Source organism: Paracoccus sp. (in: a-proteobacteria) (assembly GCF_046289755.1).
Classification (GTDB): domain Bacteria; phylum Pseudomonadota; class Alphaproteobacteria; order Rhodobacterales; family Rhodobacteraceae; genus Paracoccus.
The window spans coordinates 21257-41246 of the sequence record NZ_JBKBVD010000017.1 but is presented as its reverse complement, the minus strand read 5'-3'; the positions used below and the strand labels follow the sequence as shown (position 1 = coordinate 41246).

The window sequence follows — 19990 nt, the reverse complement described above, 5'->3', positions numbered from 1 at the left end:
GGCAGGCCCCCCGACCCGCCGCAGCCAATCTTTTGCCTCAGTTCAGCGACGCCCAGGTCTGCTGGATCTGGTCGGCTACCTGCTGCGCCGATGCGCCGCCGACAAAGTCGATCATGCCGGTCCAGAACGAGCCTGCCCCGATCGCGCCCGGCATCAGGTCGGACCCGTCAAAGCGGAACACGGTCGCATCCAGCAGGATCTGCCCCATCCGCTTGAGCGTATCATCGCCATAGGCATCGGGGTTGGCGCCGGTATGCGGGGTCAGAAAGCCGCTCTGCGCCATCCAGACCTCATGCGCCGCCGGGGTTTTCAGGAACTCGACAAAGGCCTGCGCCGCCGGGTTGTCGGACATCACCGCGAACATGGTGCCGCCGCCCAGCACAGGCTGCCCCAGATCACCCGATTCCGGTGCCGGGAAATAGAAGAAGTCCGCATCCTGCCCGATCTCGGTGCCTTCGGGGAAGAAGGTCGGGATAAAGCTGGCCTGACGGTGCATGTAGCAGGCCGGAGGGCTGGCAAAGAGGCCATTGGGGCTTTCGCGGAAATCGGTCGAGCTGACCGCGCCGACGCCGCCCGCCACGAAATCGGGGTTCTTGGCGAACCATCCGAATTCCTCGATCGCATTCACCACGGCGGGATCGTTGAACGGCATCTCGTTGGTGGTCCAGGCGTCATACTGTTCCGGCGTGGCGGTGCGCAGCATCAGATCCTCGACCCAGTCCGTCGCGGGCCAGCCGGTCGCCCCGCCCGAACCCAGACCGATGCACCAGGGCGTCTCGCCCTCTTCGGCGATGGCTTCGGTCAGGGCCTTCAGCTCTTCATAGGTGGTGGGCACCTCATAGCCCGCATCCTCGAAATTCTCGGGCACATACCAGACCAGCGATTTCACATCGGCCTTGTAGGGGAAGGCATACATCGCCTCGGCCCCGTCGGCGCCCGCATAGGTGCCAAGCGCGACCCAGCTTTCGCCTGCCGCGTAATTCTCGCGCAGCCAGTCGGCGGTTCCCTCGGCCAAGGGGCGCAGATGCCCGCGCGCGGCCAGATCGGCGGCCAGACCCGGCTGCGGGAACACGGCCACATCGGGCGGAGACCCTGCCTCGGCGTCGATCACGATCTGCTGCTCGAAACTGTCCGAGCCGGAGTAGTTCGCCTGCGCGCCCGTCACCTCGTTGAAATAGGCGATGACCGAGACGAACAGCTCCTGATCGCCGCCCAGCCACGGGCCCATGATGTTGAAGCTCTGCCCGGAAATATCGCCATGGGCGGCCGCGAAATCCTCAAGGCTCTGCCAGTTGATGCGGTCATCGCTGCCCGGTTCGATCACCAGTTGCGCCTGCGCCGTTCCGGCAATCAGGGCAATCGCGGCAGCGGTCGTGAACAGTTTCATGGTCAAATCATCCTCCCAAGATGAGCGGGCCTTGTCCGTGCGGCCCTCCGTTAACGCTAGCAATTGTCAATTCGGCAGCGGCTGTCAAACGCTTCTCATTCCCATTCCAGTTCCTTGTAGGCGGCGGTGGCGTTGCGGCGCACCGTCTGCGGGAACTCTTGCCAGCTATCTTTCATGGAATCCAAGGCATTCGCAACATCTTCCACCGCACGGGACAGCGGCGACCCTGCTGCGATGGCCCGTTCCACCTCTGTCGAAAGCGCTTTCAAAAACTGGTGCTGTGCGTTGTTTGCCTCGGACCACGAATCAGCGGCGGGACCGTGCCCCGGAACGATGATTCGCGGCATCGGATCAGGCTTGCGGTCCATCCAGTCCAGCCAGCCGCGCAATGATCCGTCGACCACCGGCGTCAGCCCGCGAAAGATCAGATCGCCCGTGAACAGGGTCTGGCTGACGCTGTCAAAGACCGTCAGATCGCTGTCGGTATGGGCAGGACCGAAGGCCGTCAGCCGCAGTTCGCGCCCGCCAAGGTCGATCTGCGCGCGATTCCCGACCAGCTGATCGGGCAGCACGATCTGCGTGCCGATCCATTCGGTGGGCGGGTAAAGCTGCCGGATATTGTCCAGATAGACCGGGCCGCGCGCCTCCAGCGCGGCAGGCAGCGCAGCATGGGCGACGATCTCTGCCCCGGCCTCGGCCATGACCGAGGCGCCCAGAATATGGTCGGGATGCAGATGCGTCAGGATCACATGGCTGACGGGCCGGTCGGTCAGGCGGCGCAGCGCGACATACAGCGCCTGCCCCTCGGCCCGCGAGACGCCCGCGTCGATCACCGCCACCTGCTCGCCGATCACCACGCCCAGATTGGCGATGCGCCCGTCGGGCGAGGTCTCCATCTGCGCGATCTGGCCGAAATGGACATGCACGCCCGGCGCCAGTTCGCGCAGATCGGCGGCAGGCAGGTCGGTGTTCGCGCGGCACGCCACGCCATCCCCGACCAGATCCGGGTGCCCGGCCAGCCAGTCGCGGGCAATCGCATCCGCACCGGCCTCGCAGCGCGCCTGATCAGGCGCATCGCCCTGCGGCAGCAGAACCGGCGCGCAATCAGGTGCCGGACCGGCAAGACAGGCGGTCAGGATCAGATGGAACATATGCCGCCCCCTCCCGTTAACCATATGCGCCCCAGCATGGGCAGGATGCTGCGACCTTTGTCTGGTTGATTCATCCTGCCTTCGATCTACACTGAACGCCAGTCGCATGAGGGCGCGACGGCTATGACAGGAGGAACCACATGGCCTGGACCAAACCAATTCTGACAGAAATCGCCTGCGGCATGGAGATCAACATGTACGCCCCGGCCGAGGACGAACCCGTCCTGTTCTGAACACGGACAGACCGGAAGTGGAACGGCCCCGTCCGATGTTCTCGGGCGGGGCCTTTGCGTCAGGGCAGGGCATATGCGGATCATCATTCTGGGGGCTGCGGCGGGCGGCGGCCTGCCGCAATGGAACTGCGGCTGCGGCAATTGTGACGCGGCCCGTGCCGGGCGTATTCCGTCGCTGACGCAAAGCTCGGTCGCGGTCAGTGCCAACGGGCGCGACTGGGCGGTGCTGAACGCCTCGCCCGATATCCGGGTGCAACTGGCCGCCACGCCCGCGCTGCACCCGACCGGGCTGCGCGAAATGCCGTTGCGGTCGGTGCTGGTGACGAATGGCGATATCGACCATGTGGCGGGTCTGCTGACCCTGCGCGAAAGCCAGCCCTTTGATCTGTTCGCCACGCCCGCGATCCATCGCGTGCTGGCCGAAAACCCGATGCTGGGCGCGCTGCGGCCCGATCTGGTCGCCCGCCGCGAGATTGCACTGGACCAGACCGTGACGCTGGCGCCGGGGCTGGAGGCCGTGCTGTTCGCCGTGCCCGGCAAGGTGCCGCTGTATCAGGAGGGTGCCGTGGTCGAGACGGGGCTGCTGGGCGAGACGACCGTGGGGGTGGAACTGCGCGCGAATGGCCGCCGGGCGCTGTATATCCCCGGCTGCGCCGACATGCCCCACTGGCTGTCGGCGCGGATCGACGGCGCCGATGCGCTGTTCTTCGACGGCACATTGTGGGATGATGACGAGATGATCCGCATGGGTCTGGGCGCCAAGACGGGCCGCCGCATGGGCCATATGCCGGTGACGCAGACCATGGCCGCACTGGCACCCCTGACCATCGGGATGCGTGTGTTCGTGCATATGAACAACTCGAACCCGCTGACCGATCCGGCCAGCCCTCAGGCGGCACAGGCGCGGGCGGCAGGCTGGCAGATCGCCCGCGACGGCATGGAGATTTCGCTGTGAAGGACATCCACGACGCCCCCCAATCGCGCGACGATTTCGAGGCCCGCCTGCGTGCCATCGGCGCCGAACGCTATCACGACCGCCACCCCTTTCACGCCCGCCTGCATGGCGGCGCCTGCACCCCGGACGAGGTTCGGGCATGGGTCATCAACCGCTGGATGTATCAGTCGCGCATTCCGATGAAAGACGCGGCCTTCATGTCGCGCGTCGAAGACCCTGACCTGCGTCGCGCATGGCGCAAGCGGATCGAGGATCACGACGGCGGCACGGCCGAGGGCGGCGGCATCCGGCGCTGGCTGGCGCTGGCCCGTGCGGTGGGGCTGGACCCGGATTATGTCGCCAGCGGTCAGGGCATCATGCCCGCGACGCGTTTCGCCGTGGACGCCTATGTGCGGTTCGTCCGCGAGATGCCGCTGCTGGATGCGGTCGCGGCCTCGCTGACCGAGCTGTTCGCGCCCCGCATCCATGCGCAGCGGATCGAGGGGCTGCTGAAGCATTACGATTTCGCCGATGACGCCAGCCTGTCCTATTTCCGAAAGCGCCTGACCGAAGCGCCCGAGGATGTGAAATTCGGCCTCGATTATGTGCTGACCCACGCCAATACGCTGGAAAAACAGAATGCGGCGGCGGCGGCGCTGACCTTCAAGACCGATGTCCTGTGGGCGCAGCTGGACGCGCTGTGGCACGGCTATGTCGAGGAGCACCGCCCCCCCGGCGCATGGCAACCGGGCGAGGGGATGCTGCCATGACCCCGCTGATCGCGCCCGGTGACATCCCCTATCTGCCGCGCGGCGTGCGGCTGGACACCGACCGCGTGCGGGGCATCCGCGTGTTGCAGGCGCCCGAACGCGCGCTGCAACTGGATGCCATCGGCGATGCGATCCTGTCGGAACTGGACGGCGCGCGCAGCATGGGCGCGATCACCGCAAGCCTCGCCGCCCGCTATAACGCCCCCGAGGATCAGATCGCGGGCGATGTGCGCGATTTCCTGACCGGGCTGATCGAACGCCGCATGGTGTTTCTGCGGGGGGCGGCATGAAGGATCTGGCCCCCCAGCCCCGCGATCTGGACGGCAATCTCGTCACCCCCGGCCTGCCGATGGCGATGCTGGCCGAGGTGACGCATCGCTGCCCGCTGGCCTGCCCCTATTGCAGCAATCCGGTCGAACTGGTCCGCGCCGCGTCCGAGATCAGCGCCGATGACTGGGGCCGCGTGTTCCACGAGGCGGCGGCCCTGGGCGTGCTGCAGGTCCATATCTCGGGCGGTGAACCGGGCGCGCGGCGCGATCTGGCGCAGATCGTGGGCCATGCGCGGGATGCGGGGCTGTATGTGAACCTGATCACCTCGGGCATCGGCATCACGCGGGCGCGGCTGGAAGAGCTGGACCGCGCCGGCGTCGATCATGTGCAGCTGTCGCTGCAGGGCATCCGCCCCGACATGGCCGACCGGATCAGCGGGCATCAGGGCTCGTGGGACAAAAAGATGGCCTTTGCCGAATGGGTCACGGAAATCGGCTTTCCGCTGACCATCAACGCCGTCGTGCACAGGCAGAACATGGAACGCTTGCCCGACATGCTGGACCTGGCCGAAACCCTGGGCGCCCGGCGGATCGAGGTGGCGACGGTGCAGTTCCACGGTTGGGCCGACCTGAACCGCGCGGCGCTGATGCCCACGCGCGAACAGGCGGCCTTTGCCCGCCAGATTGTGAACAAGGGCCGCATCCGCCTGCGGGGCCGCATGGTCATCGACTATGTGCCCGCCGACCATCACGCGATCTATCCCAAGGCCTGCATGGGGGGCTGGGGCTCGACCGGCCTCAATGTCGGGCCGGACGGCACCGTGCTGCCCTGCCACGCCGCGCAATCCATCGGCTGGATGCGGTTCGAGAATGTGCAGACCCGCAGCCTGTCCGACATCTGGCACCTGTCCGACAGCTTCAACGCATTCCGCGGCACCGCATGGATGCCCCAGCCCTGCCAAAGCTGCGAACGCAAGACCGTCGATTTCGGCGGCTGCCGCTGTCAGGCCATGGCGCTGGCAGGGGACGCTCGGGCGACCGATCCGGTCTGTTCCAAATCGGCCCTGCATGCGCAGGTCGTCGCCCGCGCCGAGGCGGATGCGGCCGACCAGACCACTGATTTTACCTATCGGAGGATGTCCAAGGGAGGATAACCGATGCGCGTTCTGCTGATTTCTGCCCTCTGCCTGCTGACCGCGCCCGCATGGGCGCAGGACAACCCGCTACTGCCCTCGCCCACATGGGATGACCTGCGCGTCTCGGTCATCGGGCTGGATGCCGAGCCGCCACAGGATGCGGGCGTGCTGGAGCTGACCGCCCCCTTCCGCGCCCATGAGGCCGCGATTGTGCCGGTCCATATCACGCAAGCCGCCGATGCGCCGCCGCTGACGGCCCTCAGCCTGATCATCGACGAAAACCCCGCCCCGGTGGCCGCCGAATACGAATTCGGCCCCGCGCTGATGCCGCTGGATTTCGAGGTCCGGGTCCGCGTGGACGGCTATTCCGGCGTGCGCGCCATTGCAACGCTGGAGGATGGCAATCCCATCATGGCCGGGCGCTTCGTCAGGGCGGCGGGCGGCTGTTCCGCCCCGCCGGGCCGCGACATGGCCGAGGTGCGGCAGTTGATGGGCCAGATGCGCTGGCGCAGCAGCACCGAGGAGGGGGGCGAAGATGGCCGCCAGATCGGCACGCTGATGATCCGGCACCCCAATTTCTCAGGGCTGCAACGCGATCAGCTGACGCTGCTACCGATCCCCGCGCATTTCATCGACCGGCTGGAGGTGCGGCAGGGCGATGAGACCCTGTTCACCATGAGCGCGGGCATCTCGATCAGCGAAGACCCCGTGTTCCGCTTTGCCTACCAGCCCAATGGCCAGCCGATCCATGTCCATGTCGAGGATACGAACGGCAATATCTGGGACGAGAGCTTCGATCAGGTCAGCGGCTGATCCGTCAGCACCGCCGGACTGCCTGACAGGTGCAGGGGCCGCGCGCCAAGCCGCAGCCCCTCGGACGGGTCATGGGTGACAAGGATCAGCCCGGCGCCGCTGCGGGTCAGCAGCGCGTCGGTCAGATCCAGCATCCGCGCCGCCGTGTCGGCATCCAGACTGGCAAAGGGCTCGTCCATCAGCAGAATATCGGGCGAGGCCGCAAAGGCGCGGGCCAGCGACAGGCGGCGCTGCTGGCCAAGCGACATCTGCCGGGGAAACTGATCCTCGTGCCCCGAAAGCCCCACCTCGGCCATCAGCGCGCGTGCGCGGTCGCGCGTGGCCCCGGTGGTCAGGGTGATATTCGCCACCGCATTGCGCCATGGCAGCAGCGTCGGCTCCTGAAACACCAGCGCCAGCCGGTCGGCGCCGGTCAGCCGCCCCTCGAACCGGGCATCCAGCCCCGCCAGTATCCGCAACAGGGTCGATTTGCCGATCCCCGATGGCCCCAGCACCGCCACCCGCTGCCCCCGCGTGACCGACAGCGACAAGGGCCCCAGAACCGGGCGCGCGCCAAAGGATTTCCACCGCAGATCAAGCCTCATCGCGACGCCAGCGCGATGCGCGGCCCTCCCACGGGCGCAGGATGAACAGGTCGATGGCCAGCATCACCGCCACAAAGGCCAGCGCCCATGCCAGCACCCCCGCCACGTCAAAGCTGGAAAACAGCAGATGGATCTTAAAGCCGACCCCGTTCGAGCGGCCCAGAAATTCGACCACCAGCACGATTTTCCAGATCAGCGAGATCCCCGCCCGCGCCGCCGCCGCGATATGGGGCGCAAGCTGCGGCAGCATCACATGGCGCAAACGTGCCACGGGCGTCATGCGGAAGGCGCGCGCCATTTCGTCCAGATCGGGGCGCAGGGCGCGGCTGCCCTCGCGCAGCATGACCGTCACCAGCGGGATCTTGTTCAGCGACACGGCCAGAATTGCCGCCGTCTCGTTCAGCCCGACCCAGATATAGCACAGCACGATCACCACCAGCGCCGGGATGTTCAGCAAGATCACCAGCGTCGGGTTCAGCCAGTGATCTGCACCCCGCGACCGGCCCATCCACAGCCCCAGCGCCGTGCCCAGCACCATCGCGATCACAAAGGCCGCCAGCACCCGCATCAGCGTCATGCCCGCGTGAAACCACAGCTCTCCGCTGGCCGCCAGCGCCTGCATCCGCCCCGCCACCACAAGCGGCGAGGGCATGCGCCGGGCATTGTCCGCCAGCTCGGCCGACACGACCCACAGCACCAGCAGCGCCAGCAGAGACAGGGTGCCGGGGATCAGACCGGGATGGCGCAGAGGGTTGGGCAGAGGGTTGGAACGCCTATTCACCGGACCAGAACAACCCCTCGGGCAGCTCGGTCAGACCGCCGGTCAACTCGTCCCCGCCCAGTTCGGCCATCAGCGCAAACAGCGCCGCCGCATCTGCGGCATCGACCGGCCCTTCGGGCGGCGTGCCCGCCAGCCAGCCCGCACGCAGAGCCTGAAATTCGGCATCTGTCCCGGCGTTCATCATCGGGCGCAGCGCGGCCCATGCCTCATCATCCTCAGCCAGCAGATCCTTGGCCTGCCGCGACGCGCGGGCCAGACCCTGCGCCAGCGCCGGGTTCGCCTGCACCCAGCTGTCGCGCATCACATAGCCCAGAAGCGGGGTGGCCGGATCCAGCCCCAGCCCGGTGGCTGCGTCCGCGACGCTGACCAGTTCGCGCATTCCCCCCGCCTGCATCTTGGCCAGAAAATGCCAGAAATTGATGGCGCCCGCGACCTCGCCCGTCTCGGCGGCGTTCTGGATGATCGGCGGCGCGCCATAGACCTGTTGCGTCACATCGGCCAGATCGCGCCCGGTCTCTTGCCGGTGCCATGCGCGCAGGATCAGCCAGCTTTTGTCCAGCGGCCCGCCCGCGATCCCGATCGCCTGCCCTTCGAGATCGCTCAGCGACTGCGCCGGGCTGTCGGCAGGAACGACCACCGCGCCCACTGCGGTCGAGTAAGGCCAGAACGTGAACGGCGCCCCGGCGCCGCGCTGCATGGCGACCCACAGCCAGTCGGACACGATGACATCGACCTGCCCGCCCTGCATGGCGATCTGCGTGGCCTGCGACCCCGCCAGTCCCAGCACCTCCAGCCGGAATCCATTGGCGTGATCCAGCCCCCGGTCGCGAATCGCCTGCAACTCCCAGTTGACTGTCCCATTTTCCTGCACGCCGATCGTGACAGACGGCAACGGTCCGGCGTCATCTGACAGCGCGGGGACAGCGGCCAGCATCAGGCCAAGGCCCGCCACCATCGCCGCCATCAGTCCGCGCCTGCGGGTCAACATCATGGCAATCTCCTCCTGTGCCCCGGTAACAAGGTGACACGCGGGCGGGCGCCCCACAATCGCATGGCCGTGGTACTTTGGTCGCAGTTGAGGGCTTGCTTTGTTCGCGGGGCGCCGTAAACTCTTTGCTCTGAGGCGCCCGCGAGGGGGTTGGCGCGTCACTGCTAAATTCAGGGAGGAAAGCCATGACCGCAGCCGCCACTCAGGCGCGCCCGGCGTCGTCACAGCGACCATCCGCCGATCAGGTCCGCGAGATCCTGATCGTCGATGACCATCCGCTGATGTGCGACGCCCTCGCATTGACGCTGAAGATCAGCTTTGGGCTGAAAAACGTCCGCACCGCGCGCACGCTTGGCGCGGCGCTGGAACAGATCCGCAATCAGGGCGCACCCGATGCCGTGATTCTGGACCTGAACCTGCCCGACGCACGCGGCGCCGAGGGCATCGTGACGCTGCGCCGCCAGTTGCCGAACGTGCCGATCACGATGATCTCCGCCGATCTGGAAGGCGCCATGATCTCGACCGCGATGGCGGCGGGGGCGCAGGGCTATATCAGCAAATCCCTGTCGCGAGAGGCGCTGGTCGACAGCCTGCGCCGCATGTGGGAGGGCGAGCTGGTCACCCCCGAGGGGTATGAGCCCGCCGAAGCCGGCGCCGAGGGCGAGGCGCGGGCCGAACTGGCGCGCCGCTTTGCTTCGCTGACACCGCAGCAGATGAAGATCCTGCGGCTGATCTGTCAGGGCAAGGCGAACAAGGAAATCAGCTACGATCTGTCGATCGCCGAGGCCACCGTGAAGACGCATATCACGGCGATCATGTCCAAGATCAACGCACGCCGCCGCACGCAGGCGGTGTTGCTGGCGAATTCGATCCGGCTGTTCGAGGCCGGTTGATGAATACCGGCCCGGAGGTGAAGGAGGGCACCGTCGGGCCGGTGGCCGTGCAGGCCGACCGCGGCGGAACCGGGATGGTTCCGACCTTGCTGGCCGGCCTGCGCGCCGTAAATCCCGCCCTCGTCCTGATCTTCGGGGCCGAGGGCGACGCGCTTGCGCAACTGTCGGCCGAGCTCAGGTCCGGCCTGCCACCTGATTGTGTCATCACCGGCTGCTCATCCGCGGGCGAGATCGGGCCTGCGGGATATGCCTCGGACAGCGTCGTGGCGCTGGGGTTCCCGGCCTGCCATTTCCGCGCCGCCGCCTGCACGCTGGTCGATCTGCCCGCGCTGCCGGTGTCAGACTGGATGGCGCAGTTGCGCCGCCTGCATCACCAGTTTGCGGGTGATCCGCAACGGTCGCTGTTTGGTCTGCTGCTGGTCGATGGCATGGCGGGACAAGAGGATGTTCTGGTCGCGGCGCTGGACGCGGCGCTGCCCTCGGTCCCGGTTCTGGGTGGCTCGGCGGGCGACGGGCTGGATTTCCGCGAAACCTCGCTGCTGGCCCAGGGCCAGGTCCATTCCGACGCGGCAGTGTTCGTGCTGGTCGAAACCGATCTGGCCGTCAGCGAGATCACATTCGCCCATTTCAGCCCGACCGACACCCGCGCCGTCGTCACGGCAGCGATCCCCGAAAAGCGTCGGATTCTGGAACTGAACGCCGAACCGGCGGCGGATGAATATGCCCGCCTGACCGGGATTGCGCGACACGCCCTGACCCCCGCCGATTTCGCGCGCCACCCGCTGCTGCTGCGCATGGGGCGGCGCCACCATGTCCGCGCGATCAGCGCCGTGACCGAGGATGGCGGTCTGTCGCTGATGTCGGCCATCGACACCGGCACCGTCCTGACCCTTGGCCGCGCCGACGACCTGACCCAGGGCATGGCCGAGGCGCTGGCCGCCCTGCCCCGCCCGCCGCTGATGGTGCTGGCCTTCGACTGCATCCTGCGCCGCCTTGCGCTGGAGCGCGAGGGGCTGGCCGACCAGATGTCGCAGATCTACGCCCGCTACCGGGTCGCGGGCTTCAACACCTATGGCGAACAGCACAGCGGCATGCATGTGAACCAGACCTTCGTGGGGCTGGCCTTCATGGACCCCGCCGCCCCAGTCAGCGCCCCAGCCAGCGCCGGGGCCGCCTGATGCTGCGCGACGACGACCCGCCACAGCGGCAGATCGAAAAGCTGGACCGGATCAGCCGCGTCCTGATCGACCGGATCGACCGGCTGGAGGAATCTCGCGGCTCGGCCTGGTCGATGTTTCAGGCCGCCGTGGCACTGGAGCAAGAGGTTCAGGCCCGCCGCCGCGAGCTGGAACGCGCCATGGCCGATCTGTCGCAGAAAAACCGCGAACTGGCCGTCGCCCGCGCCGCCGCGGAAGAGGCCAACCGCTCGAAAACCCGGTTCCTGCGCGCGGCCAGCCACGACCTGCTGCAACCCCTGTCCGCGGCACGGCTGTTTCTGGCGGCCCTCACCGACACCGAAATGACGGCGGATCAGACCGAGCTGACCGACCGTCTGTCGGGCGCCTTCGAATCGGTCGAACAGCTGATGCACGCGGTTCTGGACATCTCGCGGCTCGACAGCCAGCGGATCGAGTTCAACCGCCAGCCGGTGCCGTTGGGGGACCTGTTCCGCCGCCTCTCGGCCGAGTTCATTCCCATGGCCGAGGCCAAGGGCCTCAGGCTGCGCTTCATGCCGACACAGGCCGTGGTGGAAAGTGATCCGGTCTTTCTGCGGCGGATTGCACAGAATCTCGTCTCGAACGCGATCAAATACACCCATCGCGGCGGGGTCGCGGTGGGCGCCCGACGTCGCGGGGGCATGTGCTGGCTGACCGTCTGCGACACGGGCATGGGCATTCCGGCGGTCGACCGGAACCGGATCTTCGACGAATTTCAGCGCCTCGGAAATGACGCGGGCGTGCCCGGCATGGGGCTTGGCCTGTCGATCGTGCGCCGCGCCTGCAACAAGCTGGGCCACCCGATCAGCCTCAGCTCCGAGGCGATGCGCGGCACGGTCTTCCGCGTCGGCCTGCCCCTCGTCAATGGCGCAGGCGCCCCCCTCCCCCGCCCCGCTGACGCGGCCCTTCAGGGGCTGCGGGGGCGCGTGGCGCTGGTGGTCGAAAACGATGCCGAGATGCGCCGCGCCTATGACCTGATCCTGCGCGACCGGCTGGGCATGGTGCCCCGCCTTGCCGGCGGCACCGCCGAGGCGCTGGCCACCATGGGCGACGAGCCGCCCGACGTGATCATCGCCGACTATCACCTCGAAAACGGCGATACCGGCACCGCCGCGATCGAGGCGCTGCGCGGCGCCTCGGACCGGCCCGTGCCTGCGGTGATGGTGACCGCCCATCGCGACCCCGACATCGCCCGCACCTGCGCGGCAATGGACGTGCACCTGCTGGAAAAGCCGGTCCACCCGTCCGAACTGGCCGAGACACTGGCGCGGCTGCTGACCTAAGACCAAGGGCTGATGCACACCAAGGCAGGGCTTGCGCCGCCCCCCGCCGGGCGCATCATGGGCATCGGAGCATTCACGCGAGGGGAGATCGCCATGAGACGCGCCATGAGACGCGCCATTCTGGGGGCCGCCTGCGCGGTCCTGCTGGGGCTTGCCGCGCCGCAAGCCGCCATCGCCGGCGAGGCGGGCGATGCGGTCTTTGCCGAACGCGGGCCGTGGAATCTGGGCGACCAGACGCTGACCTGGCAAATGACGGTCGAGGGCCCTGCCACCGAAGGCTTCCGCCCTGTCGCCGGTGGACAGGTGGCGCTGACCGAGACCATCGACCCCTCCGACAACCAGCCGGTGCTGCAACTGACCCAGACCACCGAGGCCCGCGACCGGCGCATCGGCCCCTTTCCGATCTCGGGCGGCGACCCGGTCCTGACCTTCTTTCTGGAACAGACCGCCCGCGACATGGCGGCCCTGACCGGCGGCAGCCCGCATTACATCCGCAACCGGATGAAAGACGCCCTGTTCCGCAGCGGCGACCTCGCCCGCCAGAGTGACGCACTGACGGCAACCTTCACCCCCTTTGCCGATGATCCGAACGCCGACCGCATGCAGGGCTTCCGCGACCTGACCCTGACCTTCGTGATGGTCAACCCCACCGGACCCATCCGCGAGCTGCGCGCCGAGACCGCAACCGTCCCCGGCTATCGCAACCATCTGGTGCTGGAATGAACGGCCTTCCCCTTTGCCTTGGAAAAATATCCCGGGGGTGCGGGGGCTGGCCCCCGCTGGCCCTCACCGCCGCGCTGACGCTGCTGACCGCGCCCGCCCAGGCCCAGGCCGTGAACGACTACCCGACCAGCGCGCGGGCCGAATATGTCTTCACCTGCATGGCCACGAACGGCCAGACCCGCGAGATGCTGGACCGCTGCGCCTGCGCCATCGACCGCATCGCCGAGGTGCTGCCCTATGACGGCTATGTCGGCGCAGAAACCATCCTGCGCATGCGCCAGACCACGGGCGAACGCTCGGGCATGTTCCGGGGCATGCCACAGCTGACGGAAACCGTGGCCGAACTGCGCCGGGCCGAGGCCGAGGCGGAAATCATCTGCTTCTGACGCGCTACAGCGCCAGCCCGATCGCGGCGCCCACAGCCAGCGACAGCCCGCCCACCAGCCACAGCGCAGCCGTGCCGCGGCGTCGGATGACACGCGGCTTGACCTCTTCGGGATGGGCTTTTTCCCACAGCGCCTGCTCGACGATGCGCGGCAGCAGCGGGCCATAGCGGCTGACCGTCTGCACCAGCTGCGTCAGATCGCGGACGGCGGCCTTGGGGCCGATGCCCGCCTTGATATAGTCCGACACGACCGGCTTGGCCGCATCCCAGATGTTCAGCTGCGGGTCGATCGACCGCGCCACCCCCTCGACCACCACCATGGTGCGCTGCAGCAGGATCAGCTCGGTCCGGGTCGGCATGCCGAAACGCTCGGTCACCTCGAACAGATAGGACAGCAGGTTGCCCATCGAGATGCGGCTGGCATCGGCACCAAAGATCGGCTCTCCCACGGCGCGCAGGGCGCGGGCAAAGGCCGCCTCGTCACGGTCGCGCGGCACATAGCCCGCCTCGAAATGCACCCGCGCCACCAGCCGGTAATCGCGCTGGATGAACCCATACAGGATCTGGGCATAGACGCGGCGCGTATATTCGTCGATCTCGCCCATGATGCCGAAATCATAGGCGATGATGTCGCCATTCGCGGCCACCTTGAGGTTGCCGTGATGCATGTCGGCATGAAAGAACCCGTCGCGCAGGGCGTGGGACAGGAACAGCTGGATCACCCGGCGCGCCAGCTGGGTCGTGTCATGCCCCGCCGCAATCAGCGCCGCGCGGTCGCCCATCGGCAGGCCCTCGGCCCAGTCCGCGGTCAGCACCCGGCGCGAGGACAGCGCCCAATGCGGCATCGGGATCTGAAGCCCCCCGTCGCCGCCCGTATTTTCCGCGAATTCAGAGGCCGCCGCCGCCTCCAGCCGCAGATCCTGCTCGCCGGTCACGGTCTGCTCGAAATGGGTGACCACATCGCGGGGCCGCAACCGGCGCGTGCCCGGAGAGATCATCTCGATCATCCGGGCGCCGAAATGAAAGGCGTCGATGTCGCGGCTGAAGGCCGCGCCGATGCCGGGGCGCACGACCTTGACCGCGACCTCACGGCCCGTCTCGCGCACCCGCGCGCGGTGGACCTGCGCGATCGAGGCCGCCGCGACGGGTTCGGAAAATTCCGAAAACAGCTCATCCACCGGGGCGCGCAGTTCAGACGCGATCACCTGCCTGGCGATGGCCGTGTCAAAGGGCGGCAGCCGGTCCTGCAACATGCGCAGCTGGCCCGCCATCTCGGGGCCGACCACATCGGCGCGCGTCGACAGGATCTGGCCGAACTTGATATAGGCCGGCCCCAGCGCGGTAATCGCCCGCGTGATCGGCGGCAGGTCCGGATCGCCCTTGTAGCCCAGCCAGCGGAACGGCCAGCCCATCACCCGCGCCGCCAGCCGCAGCCGGATCGGCGCATCGACGGCGTCCAGCACGGCGGCCATGGCGCCGGTGCGCTCGAACGTGGCGCCGGTGCGGATCAGGCGCAGGATGTTGTGGGGGCCGCGCATCGCCTAAAGCTTCCAGCCTGAATGCAGCGCGGCAATGCCCATCGACAGGTTGCGCCATTGCACCCGGCCAAAGCCTGCCTCGCGGATCATCTGGGCAAAGGCCTCCTGATCGGGAAAGCTGCGGATCGATTCGACCAGATACTGATAGCTGTCGCGGTCGCCCGTCACCGCCTGCCCCAGCGCCGGGATGACGTTGAAGCTGTAGCGGTCATAGGCCCATTGCGCGGCAGGCACCGGGATCTGGCTGAATTCCAGCACGACCAGCCGCCCGCCGGGGCGCAGCACGCGGTAAGCCTCGGCCAGCGCATCGGGAATGCGGGTGACGTTGCGGATGCCAAAGCTGATCGTATAGCGGTCAAAGCTGTTATCCGCGAAAGGCAGCGCCATCGCGTCGCCCGTGACCCAGGCCAGCCGGTCGGCGCGCTCCACCGCCTCGGGGCGGGCGCGGCCTGCGATCAGCATGGGCGCGGTCATGTCACAGACGGTCACGCGCGCGCCCGGCGCCCGGTCCAGAAAGCGGAATGCCACATCGCCGGTCCCGCCCGCCACATCCAGCAGGTGCTGGCCGCTGCGCGGCGCCAGCCAGTCCATCAGCGCGGCTTTCCACAGCCGGTGGACACCGCCGCTCATCAGGTCGTTCATCAGGTCATAGCGCGAGGCGACGCTGGAAAAGACGCCATGCACCATCCCGGCCTTGGCGTCCTCGTCCACGGTCTGAAAGCCGAAATGGGTCTGTCTGTTATCCGTCATCGCGCTTGCCGTTTACCTTGTGGGTTGCCAGATAAGTCCGGCCCGCGTCCGGCACAATGACCGGGCCACGCGACGGGCACAATGCGACGAAAGGGACGGAATTGCCAGAACTGCCAGAAGTCGAGACCGTCCGCCGGGGCCTGCTGCCCCATCTGGAGGGCGCCCGCATCGCGCGCGCCGAGGCCCGCCGCCCCGATCTGCGCTGGCCGCTGCCGGTCGATCTGGTGCAGGTGCTGACCGGCGCGCGGGTGACGGCGCTGCGCCGCCGGTCGAAATATCTGCTGGCCGATCTGGACCGGGGCGGCACGGTGCTGTGGCATCTGGGCATGTCGGGCCGGATGCTGGTCGAAAGCGCGTCGCAGGGTCAGTTTCACCGCGACCCCGGCATCTATCCGCGCCATGATCATGTCGTGCTGACGACCGATGCGGGCACGACCATCACCTTCAACGACGCGCGCCGCTTTGGCATGGTCGATCTGATCCGCGAGGGCGCCAGCCACCCGCTGCTGGATCATCTGGGGCCGGAGCCGTTCGACCCGGTCTTTGACGCCGCCTATCTCGGCGCGGCCTTTGACGGGCGGCGCGCGCCGGTGAAACAGGCGCTGCTGGATCAGCGCATCGTGGCGGGGCTGGGCAATATCTATGTCAGCGAATCCCTGTTCCGCGCGGGCATCGACCCGCGCCGGGCGGCGGGCCGCATCGGCTCTGCCCGCATTGCCGCGCTGGTGGGCCATATCCGCGACGTGCTGGCCGACGCCATCGCGGCGGGCGGCTCATCCCTGCGCGACCACCGGCAGGCCTCGGGCGAGCTGGGCTATTTCCAGCACAGCTTCCGCGTCTATGACCGCGCGGGCCAGCCCTGCCTGCGCGAGGGCTGCGGGGGCACAGTGCTGCGAATCGTGCAATCGGCGCGCTCCAGCTTCTACTGCCCGGCCTGCCAGCGCTGAGACCTTGGATTCCCGCCGCGCGAACTGCTAGGGTCCCGACCAATGACATTGGCAACGAGGTCCAAGGCCCATGGCTTACGAAACCATCATCGTGGAAATCGAGGATGAGGTCGCCCTGATCCGGCTGAACCGCCCCGAGGCGCTGAATGCGCTGAACGCCACGCTTCTGGATGAGCTGTCGACCGCGCTGGTCGAGGCCGACCAGAACGACAAGGTCCGCTGCATCGTGCTGACCGGCAGCGAAAAGGCCTTTGCCGCCGGGGCCGACATCAAGGAGATGTCCACGAAAACCTATGTCGAGGTCTATGAAGCCGACCTCTTTGGCCCGCAGATCGAGGCGATCAGCCGGGTCCGCAAACCCATCATCGCGGCCGTCAGCGGCTATGCTCTGGGCGGCGGCTGCGAGCTGGCCATGGTCTGCGACTTTATCATCTGCGCGGAAAACGCCAAGTTCGGCCAGCCCGAGATCAATCTGGGCGTGGTCGCGGGCATCGGCGGCACGCAGCGCCTGACACGGCTGATCGGCAAATCCAAGGCGATGGACATGAACCTGACCGGCCGCTTCATGGATGCCGCCGAAGCCGAACGTTCCGGCCTTGTCAGCCGCGTCGTCCCCACCGCCAAGCTGATCCCCGAGGCCCTGTCAGCCGCCCGCAAGATCGCCGAGAAATCGCAGGTCGCGACCAAGACCGTCAAGGAGGCCGTCAACCGCGCCTATGAGACGACCCTGCGCGAGGGGCTGCTGTTCGAACGCCGCGCCTTTCATGCGCTGTTCGCGACCGAGGACCAGAAAGAGGGCATGGCCGCCTTCCTCGAAAAGCGCGAGGCGCAGTTCCGCGATCGTTGACCTGAACCGGCGATCAGGGGTTTCCTTTTCGCGCGGGCTGGCCTATAGGCCCTCGCTACATGCGCGTGGGCCCGCTTAGGCAAGAATCATGGCTGTCCCTTCCGGGGACGGTGCCTTGGGTCTTTTGCGCAAACGAAACGCGAAAAAAGACCCGCTAAGGAACAAAGAACATGGCCAATACGCCCCAGTCCAAAAAACGCGCCCGTCAGATCGAGCAGCGCACCGACATCAACAAGGCCCGTCGCTCGCGCATCCGCACCTATCTGCGCAAAGTCGAAGAAGCGATCGCTTCGGGCGATGCAGAGGCTGCAAAAGAGGCTCTCAAGAACGCCCAGCCCGAACTGATGCGCGGCGTGACCAAAGGCGTCGTCCACAAGAATACTGCAGCGCGGAAAGTCTCGCGCCTGTCCTCGCGCGTCAAGGCGCTGTCGGCGGTCTGATCGCCACGCGACTTCGGGCGAAAACCACCTGAAAATCGGCCTCGCGGCCCCTCCCGACGGCATCGGGCGCGTATGTTTCATACGCGCCCGCTTGCGTTTCTGCACCTGCATAAATCTTAATAAATCGTTAAAAAACAGGTGCCTTTCCTTTTTCTTAACGGACTCAATGGGCTCGCAGATTCGGCGCAGTCATGATGCTGTCAAGCGCATAGTTCGGTTGCAGCGCGGGCGCGGCTGGGGCTAGGTTCAGCCTGCGATTCACGTCGCCTTGGGGGATAGGCCAGCGCCCTCTGCCGGATCGGATGATCCGGTCGGGATCATGGCCAGGCTGCGAAGCGGGGCAACTCTCTTCCGCCCTCGGATCGTTGATTGTCGGCTGCCACCGGCTGTCATCGGCTCCGTATCTGTGAATGGGAACGGGCACCGCCCTGCAAGCTGGTCATCTGACCGGCCTGAGGGCTGCTTTTCCTGTTTCATGGTCCCGTTGTGACGTGAAAGCTGGCCCGGCGGATCAACCGTCGGGGATCGGGGACAGGCACGGGAAAAGGTCGGATGATGGACAGTATCTGGGGTCAGGCATGCGCAGAGCTTGAGCAAAGCGTTGGGCCGAACAATTATAACCACTGGATCAAGCCCTTGCGTCTGGCCTCGATCGAGGACGGCGCGGCACGGCTGGTCAGCCCGACACGCTTTATCTCGGACTGGGTGAACCGGCATTTTGCCAAGGATATCCTGGCGGTCCTGAACCGCGCCGGCGCCGAGGTCGAGCGCCTGCGCTTCGAGATCGGCGCCGGCACCGCGCGTCCGACCGCACAGGCCGCCCCCGCGAACGAACCCGCCACAGCCCCCACGACCCGCGCACCGCGCACCGATCTGGGTGCGCCGCTGGACCCGCGCTTTACCTTCACCAATTTCATCGTCGGCAAGCCCAACGAACTGGCCCATGCCGCCGCCCGCCGCGTGGCCGAGGGCGGGCCTGTAGGCTTTAACCCGCTGTTTCTGTACGGCGGCGTGGGTCTGGGCAAGACGCACCTGATGCACGCGATCGCGCATGATTTTCAGGCCAACCACCCTGCCGCGCAGGTGCTGTATCTGTCCGCCGAACAGTTCATGTACCGCTTCGTTCAGGCGCTGCGCGAAAGCTCGATCATGGATTTCAAAAGCATGTTCCGCAATGTGAACATGCTGATGGTCGACGACGTGCAGTTCATCGCGGGCAAGGACAGCACGCAGGAAGAATTCTTCCATACTTTCAACGCATTGGTCGATCAGGGCAAGCAGATCGTCATCTCGGCCGACCGTGCCCCGGCCGAGATCAAGGGCCTTGAGGAACGCATCAAGTCGCGCCTCAGCTGCGGTCTGATCGTCGACCTGCACCCGACCACCTACGAGCTGCGTCTTGGCATCCTGCAGTCCAAGACCGAGCGTTTTCGCGCCCAGCAGCCCGATCTTGAAATCGGCGCCGGTGTGCTGGAATTCCTGGCCCACCGGATCAGCACCAACGTCCGCGTGCTGGAAGGCGCGCTGCAGCGTCTGTTTGCCCATGCCAGCCTGTTGCGCCGCGAAATCTCGCTGGAGGTGGCGCAGGAATGCCTGGCCGATATCCTGCGCACCAACGACCGCAAGGTCAGCATCGACGACATCCAGCGCAAGGTGGCCGAGCATTACAACATCCGTCTGGCCGATCTGATCGGGCCGAAACGGGCGCGCAACGTCGCCCGCCCGCGCCAGATCGCCATGTATCTGTCCAAGCAGCTGACCAGCCGCTCGCTGCCCGAAATCGGGCGCCGCTTTGGCGGGCGCGACCACACCACGATCATGCACGGCGTGCGCAAGGTCGAAGAGCTGATCAACGAAGACAGCGGCATGGCCGAGGACATCACCGTGCTGAAACGGATGCTGGAAGCGTAACCCTGACGAA

At 66.9% G+C, this 19990-nt stretch carries 22 protein-coding genes; 15 read left to right on the top strand and 7 right to left on the bottom strand.

Going from position 1 to position 19990, the window contains the following annotated elements; genetic code table 11:
- Window positions 1–37: 37 nt before the first annotated feature.
- On the bottom strand, window positions 38–1387 hold the full coding sequence (locus ACK41U_RS08540) for an ABC transporter substrate-binding protein (protein WP_409678385.1): 1350 nt from the start codon (window positions 1385–1387) through the stop codon (window positions 38–40).
- A 95-nt stretch (window positions 1388–1482) separates the two neighbouring features.
- A complete protein-coding gene (locus ACK41U_RS08535) occupies window positions 1483–2538 on the bottom strand; it encodes a quinoprotein relay system zinc metallohydrolase 2 (RefSeq protein WP_409678382.1) in 1056 nt (351 codons plus the stop codon).
- A 140-nt stretch (window positions 2539–2678) separates the two neighbouring features.
- On the opposite strand from ACK41U_RS08535, the gene pqqA reads away from it, so the two are divergent.
- The 6 genes from pqqA to ACK41U_RS08505 all read left to right on the top strand — a co-directional run bounded on the left by pqqA (window position 2679) and on the right by ACK41U_RS08505 (window position 6693).
- Window positions 2679–2771: a pyrroloquinoline quinone precursor peptide PqqA gene (gene pqqA, locus ACK41U_RS08530; RefSeq protein ID WP_042250260.1), complete on the top strand. Its 93-nt coding sequence runs from the start codon at window positions 2679–2681 to the stop codon at window positions 2769–2771.
- Window positions 2772–2844: 73 nt separating this feature from the next.
- On the top strand, window positions 2845–3726 hold the full coding sequence (pqqB, locus tag ACK41U_RS08525; RefSeq protein ID WP_409678378.1) for a pyrroloquinoline quinone biosynthesis protein PqqB: 882 nt from the start codon (window positions 2845–2847) through the stop codon (window positions 3724–3726).
- A gap of 5 nt (window positions 3727–3731) precedes the next feature.
- Complete coding sequence (gene pqqC / locus ACK41U_RS08520; RefSeq protein WP_409678460.1) at window positions 3732–4475, top strand: pyrroloquinoline-quinone synthase PqqC; 744 nt, start codon at window positions 3732–3734, stop codon at window positions 4473–4475.
- Window positions 4472–4765 (top strand): pyrroloquinoline quinone biosynthesis peptide chaperone PqqD, encoded by a 294-nt coding sequence (pqqD, locus tag ACK41U_RS08515; protein ID WP_409678375.1) that lies wholly within the window; start codon window positions 4472–4474, stop codon window positions 4763–4765. Before pqqC ends, pqqD begins: the two co-directional genes overlap by 4 nt.
- On the top strand, window positions 4762–5898 hold the full coding sequence (gene pqqE, locus ACK41U_RS08510; protein ID WP_409678372.1) for a pyrroloquinoline quinone biosynthesis protein PqqE: 1137 nt from the start codon (window positions 4762–4764) through the stop codon (window positions 5896–5898). The genes pqqD and pqqE overlap by 4 nt, the downstream gene beginning before the upstream one ends.
- 3 nt (window positions 5899–5901) lie before the next feature.
- Window positions 5902–6693 carry a quinoprotein dehydrogenase-associated SoxYZ-like carrier gene (locus ACK41U_RS08505; RefSeq protein WP_409678370.1) on the top strand — a complete coding sequence of 264 codons (792 nt, stop codon included), beginning with the start codon at window positions 5902–5904 and terminating at the stop codon, window positions 6691–6693.
- Here ACK41U_RS08505 and ACK41U_RS08500 read toward each other — a convergent pair.
- Genes ACK41U_RS08500 through ACK41U_RS08490 form a run of 3 tightly spaced genes read right to left on the bottom strand, consistent with a single transcriptional unit; the run spans window position 6678 to window position 9049 of the window.
- Complete coding sequence (locus tag ACK41U_RS08500; protein WP_409678367.1) at window positions 6678–7277, bottom strand: ABC transporter ATP-binding protein; 600 nt, start codon at window positions 7275–7277, stop codon at window positions 6678–6680. The genes ACK41U_RS08505 and ACK41U_RS08500 overlap by 16 nt on opposite strands.
- Complete coding sequence (locus tag ACK41U_RS08495) at window positions 7267–8058, bottom strand: ABC transporter permease (RefSeq protein ID WP_409678365.1); 792 nt, start codon at window positions 8056–8058, stop codon at window positions 7267–7269. Before ACK41U_RS08495 ends, ACK41U_RS08500 begins: the two co-directional genes overlap by 11 nt.
- Window positions 8051–9049: an ABC transporter substrate-binding protein gene (locus ACK41U_RS08490; protein ID WP_409678362.1), complete on the bottom strand. Its 999-nt coding sequence runs from the start codon at window positions 9047–9049 to the stop codon at window positions 8051–8053. The genes ACK41U_RS08495 and ACK41U_RS08490 overlap by 8 nt, the downstream gene beginning before the upstream one ends.
- A gap of 182 nt (window positions 9050–9231) precedes the next feature.
- Here ACK41U_RS08490 and ACK41U_RS08485 point away from each other — a divergent pair, with 182 nt between their 5' ends.
- The 5 genes from ACK41U_RS08485 (at window position 9232) to ACK41U_RS08465 (ending at window position 13548) form a co-directional block, all read left to right on the top strand.
- Window positions 9232–9939: a response regulator gene (locus tag ACK41U_RS08485; RefSeq protein ID WP_409678359.1), complete on the top strand. Its 708-nt coding sequence runs from the start codon at window positions 9232–9234 to the stop codon at window positions 9937–9939.
- Window positions 9939–11117 (top strand): FIST N-terminal domain-containing protein, encoded by a 1179-nt coding sequence (locus tag ACK41U_RS08480; RefSeq protein ID WP_409678357.1) that lies wholly within the window; start codon window positions 9939–9941, stop codon window positions 11115–11117. Before ACK41U_RS08485 ends, ACK41U_RS08480 begins: the two co-directional genes overlap by 1 nt.
- The gene (locus tag ACK41U_RS08475) at window positions 11117–12439 is read left to right on the top strand and encodes a hybrid sensor histidine kinase/response regulator (RefSeq protein WP_409678354.1); all 1323 of its coding nucleotides are present in this window, start codon (window positions 11117–11119) and stop codon (window positions 12437–12439) included. The genes ACK41U_RS08480 and ACK41U_RS08475 overlap by 1 nt, the downstream gene beginning before the upstream one ends.
- Before the next feature lie 105 nt (window positions 12440–12544).
- Window positions 12545–13162, top strand: coding sequence for a hypothetical protein (locus ACK41U_RS08470; RefSeq protein WP_409678351.1), 618 nt, complete (start codon window positions 12545–12547; stop codon window positions 13160–13162).
- Window positions 13163–13272: 110 nt separating this feature from the next.
- On the top strand, window positions 13273–13548 hold the full coding sequence (locus ACK41U_RS08465; RefSeq protein WP_409678349.1) for a hypothetical protein: 276 nt from the start codon (window positions 13273–13275) through the stop codon (window positions 13546–13548).
- 4 nt (window positions 13549–13552) lie between these two features.
- On the opposite strand, the gene ubiB is transcribed toward ACK41U_RS08465, so the two are convergent.
- Window positions 13553–15085 (bottom strand): 2-polyprenylphenol 6-hydroxylase, encoded by a 1533-nt coding sequence (gene ubiB / locus ACK41U_RS08460; RefSeq protein ID WP_409678346.1) that lies wholly within the window; start codon window positions 15083–15085, stop codon window positions 13553–13555.
- Between the two features lie 3 nt (window positions 15086–15088).
- Window positions 15089–15835 carry a class I SAM-dependent methyltransferase gene (locus tag ACK41U_RS08455; RefSeq protein WP_409678342.1) on the bottom strand — a complete coding sequence of 249 codons (747 nt, stop codon included), beginning with the start codon at window positions 15833–15835 and terminating at the stop codon, window positions 15089–15091.
- Window positions 15836–15936: 101 nt separating this feature from the next.
- Between ACK41U_RS08455 and mutM the strand changes: the two genes are divergently transcribed.
- The 4 genes from mutM to dnaA all read left to right on the top strand — a co-directional run bounded on the left by mutM (window position 15937) and on the right by dnaA (window position 19980).
- Window positions 15937–16782, top strand: a complete 846-nt coding sequence (gene mutM, locus ACK41U_RS08450) for a bifunctional DNA-formamidopyrimidine glycosylase/DNA-(apurinic or apyrimidinic site) lyase (RefSeq protein ID WP_409678339.1) — start codon at window positions 15937–15939, stop codon at window positions 16780–16782.
- A gap of 70 nt (window positions 16783–16852) precedes the next feature.
- Window positions 16853–17629, top strand: a complete 777-nt coding sequence (locus ACK41U_RS08445; RefSeq protein ID WP_409678336.1) for an enoyl-CoA hydratase — start codon at window positions 16853–16855, stop codon at window positions 17627–17629.
- 170 nt (window positions 17630–17799) lie between these two features.
- Window positions 17800–18069: a 30S ribosomal protein S20 gene (gene rpsT, locus ACK41U_RS08440; protein ID WP_409678333.1), complete on the top strand. Its 270-nt coding sequence runs from the start codon at window positions 17800–17802 to the stop codon at window positions 18067–18069.
- Window positions 18070–18621: 552 nt separating this feature from the next.
- Window positions 18622–19980: a chromosomal replication initiator protein DnaA gene (dnaA, locus tag ACK41U_RS08435; protein WP_409678330.1), complete on the top strand. Its 1359-nt coding sequence runs from the start codon at window positions 18622–18624 to the stop codon at window positions 19978–19980.
- Window positions 19981–19990 lie beyond the last annotated feature (10 nt).

Coding starts and splice junctions, on each gene's coding strand:
- ACK41U_RS08540 (WP_409678385.1), bottom strand. CDS start 1,387: ATGAAACTGTTCACGACCGCTGCCGCGATTGCCCTGATTGCCGGAACG.
- ACK41U_RS08535 (WP_409678382.1), bottom strand. CDS start 2,538: ATGTTCCATCTGATCCTGACCGCCTGTCTTGCCGGTCCGGCACCTGAT.
- pqqA (WP_042250260.1), top strand. CDS start 2,679: ATGGCCTGGACCAAACCAATTCTGACAGAAATCGCCTGCGGCATGGAG.
- pqqB (WP_409678378.1), top strand. CDS start 2,845: ATGCGGATCATCATTCTGGGGGCTGCGGCGGGCGGCGGCCTGCCGCAA.
- pqqD (WP_409678375.1), top strand. CDS start 4,472: ATGACCCCGCTGATCGCGCCCGGTGACATCCCCTATCTGCCGCGCGGC.
- pqqE (WP_409678372.1), top strand. CDS start 4,762: ATGAAGGATCTGGCCCCCCAGCCCCGCGATCTGGACGGCAATCTCGTC.
- ACK41U_RS08505 (WP_409678370.1), top strand. CDS start 5,902: ATGCGCGTTCTGCTGATTTCTGCCCTCTGCCTGCTGACCGCGCCCGCA.
- ACK41U_RS08500 (WP_409678367.1), bottom strand. CDS start 7,277: ATGAGGCTTGATCTGCGGTGGAAATCCTTTGGCGCGCGCCCGGTTCTG.
- ACK41U_RS08490 (WP_409678362.1), bottom strand. CDS start 9,049: ATGATGTTGACCCGCAGGCGCGGACTGATGGCGGCGATGGTGGCGGGC.
- ACK41U_RS08485 (WP_409678359.1), top strand. CDS start 9,232: ATGACCGCAGCCGCCACTCAGGCGCGCCCGGCGTCGTCACAGCGACCA.
- ACK41U_RS08480 (WP_409678357.1), top strand. CDS start 9,939: ATGAATACCGGCCCGGAGGTGAAGGAGGGCACCGTCGGGCCGGTGGCC.
- ACK41U_RS08475 (WP_409678354.1), top strand. CDS start 11,117: ATGCTGCGCGACGACGACCCGCCACAGCGGCAGATCGAAAAGCTGGAC.
- ACK41U_RS08470 (WP_409678351.1), top strand. CDS start 12,545: ATGAGACGCGCCATTCTGGGGGCCGCCTGCGCGGTCCTGCTGGGGCTT.
- ubiB (WP_409678346.1), bottom strand. CDS start 15,085: ATGCGCGGCCCCCACAACATCCTGCGCCTGATCCGCACCGGCGCCACG.
- ACK41U_RS08455 (WP_409678342.1), bottom strand. CDS start 15,835: ATGACGGATAACAGACAGACCCATTTCGGCTTTCAGACCGTGGACGAG.
- ACK41U_RS08445 (WP_409678336.1), top strand. CDS start 16,853: ATGGCTTACGAAACCATCATCGTGGAAATCGAGGATGAGGTCGCCCTG.
- rpsT (WP_409678333.1), top strand. CDS start 17,800: ATGGCCAATACGCCCCAGTCCAAAAAACGCGCCCGTCAGATCGAGCAG.
- dnaA (WP_409678330.1), top strand. CDS start 18,622: ATGATGGACAGTATCTGGGGTCAGGCATGCGCAGAGCTTGAGCAAAGC.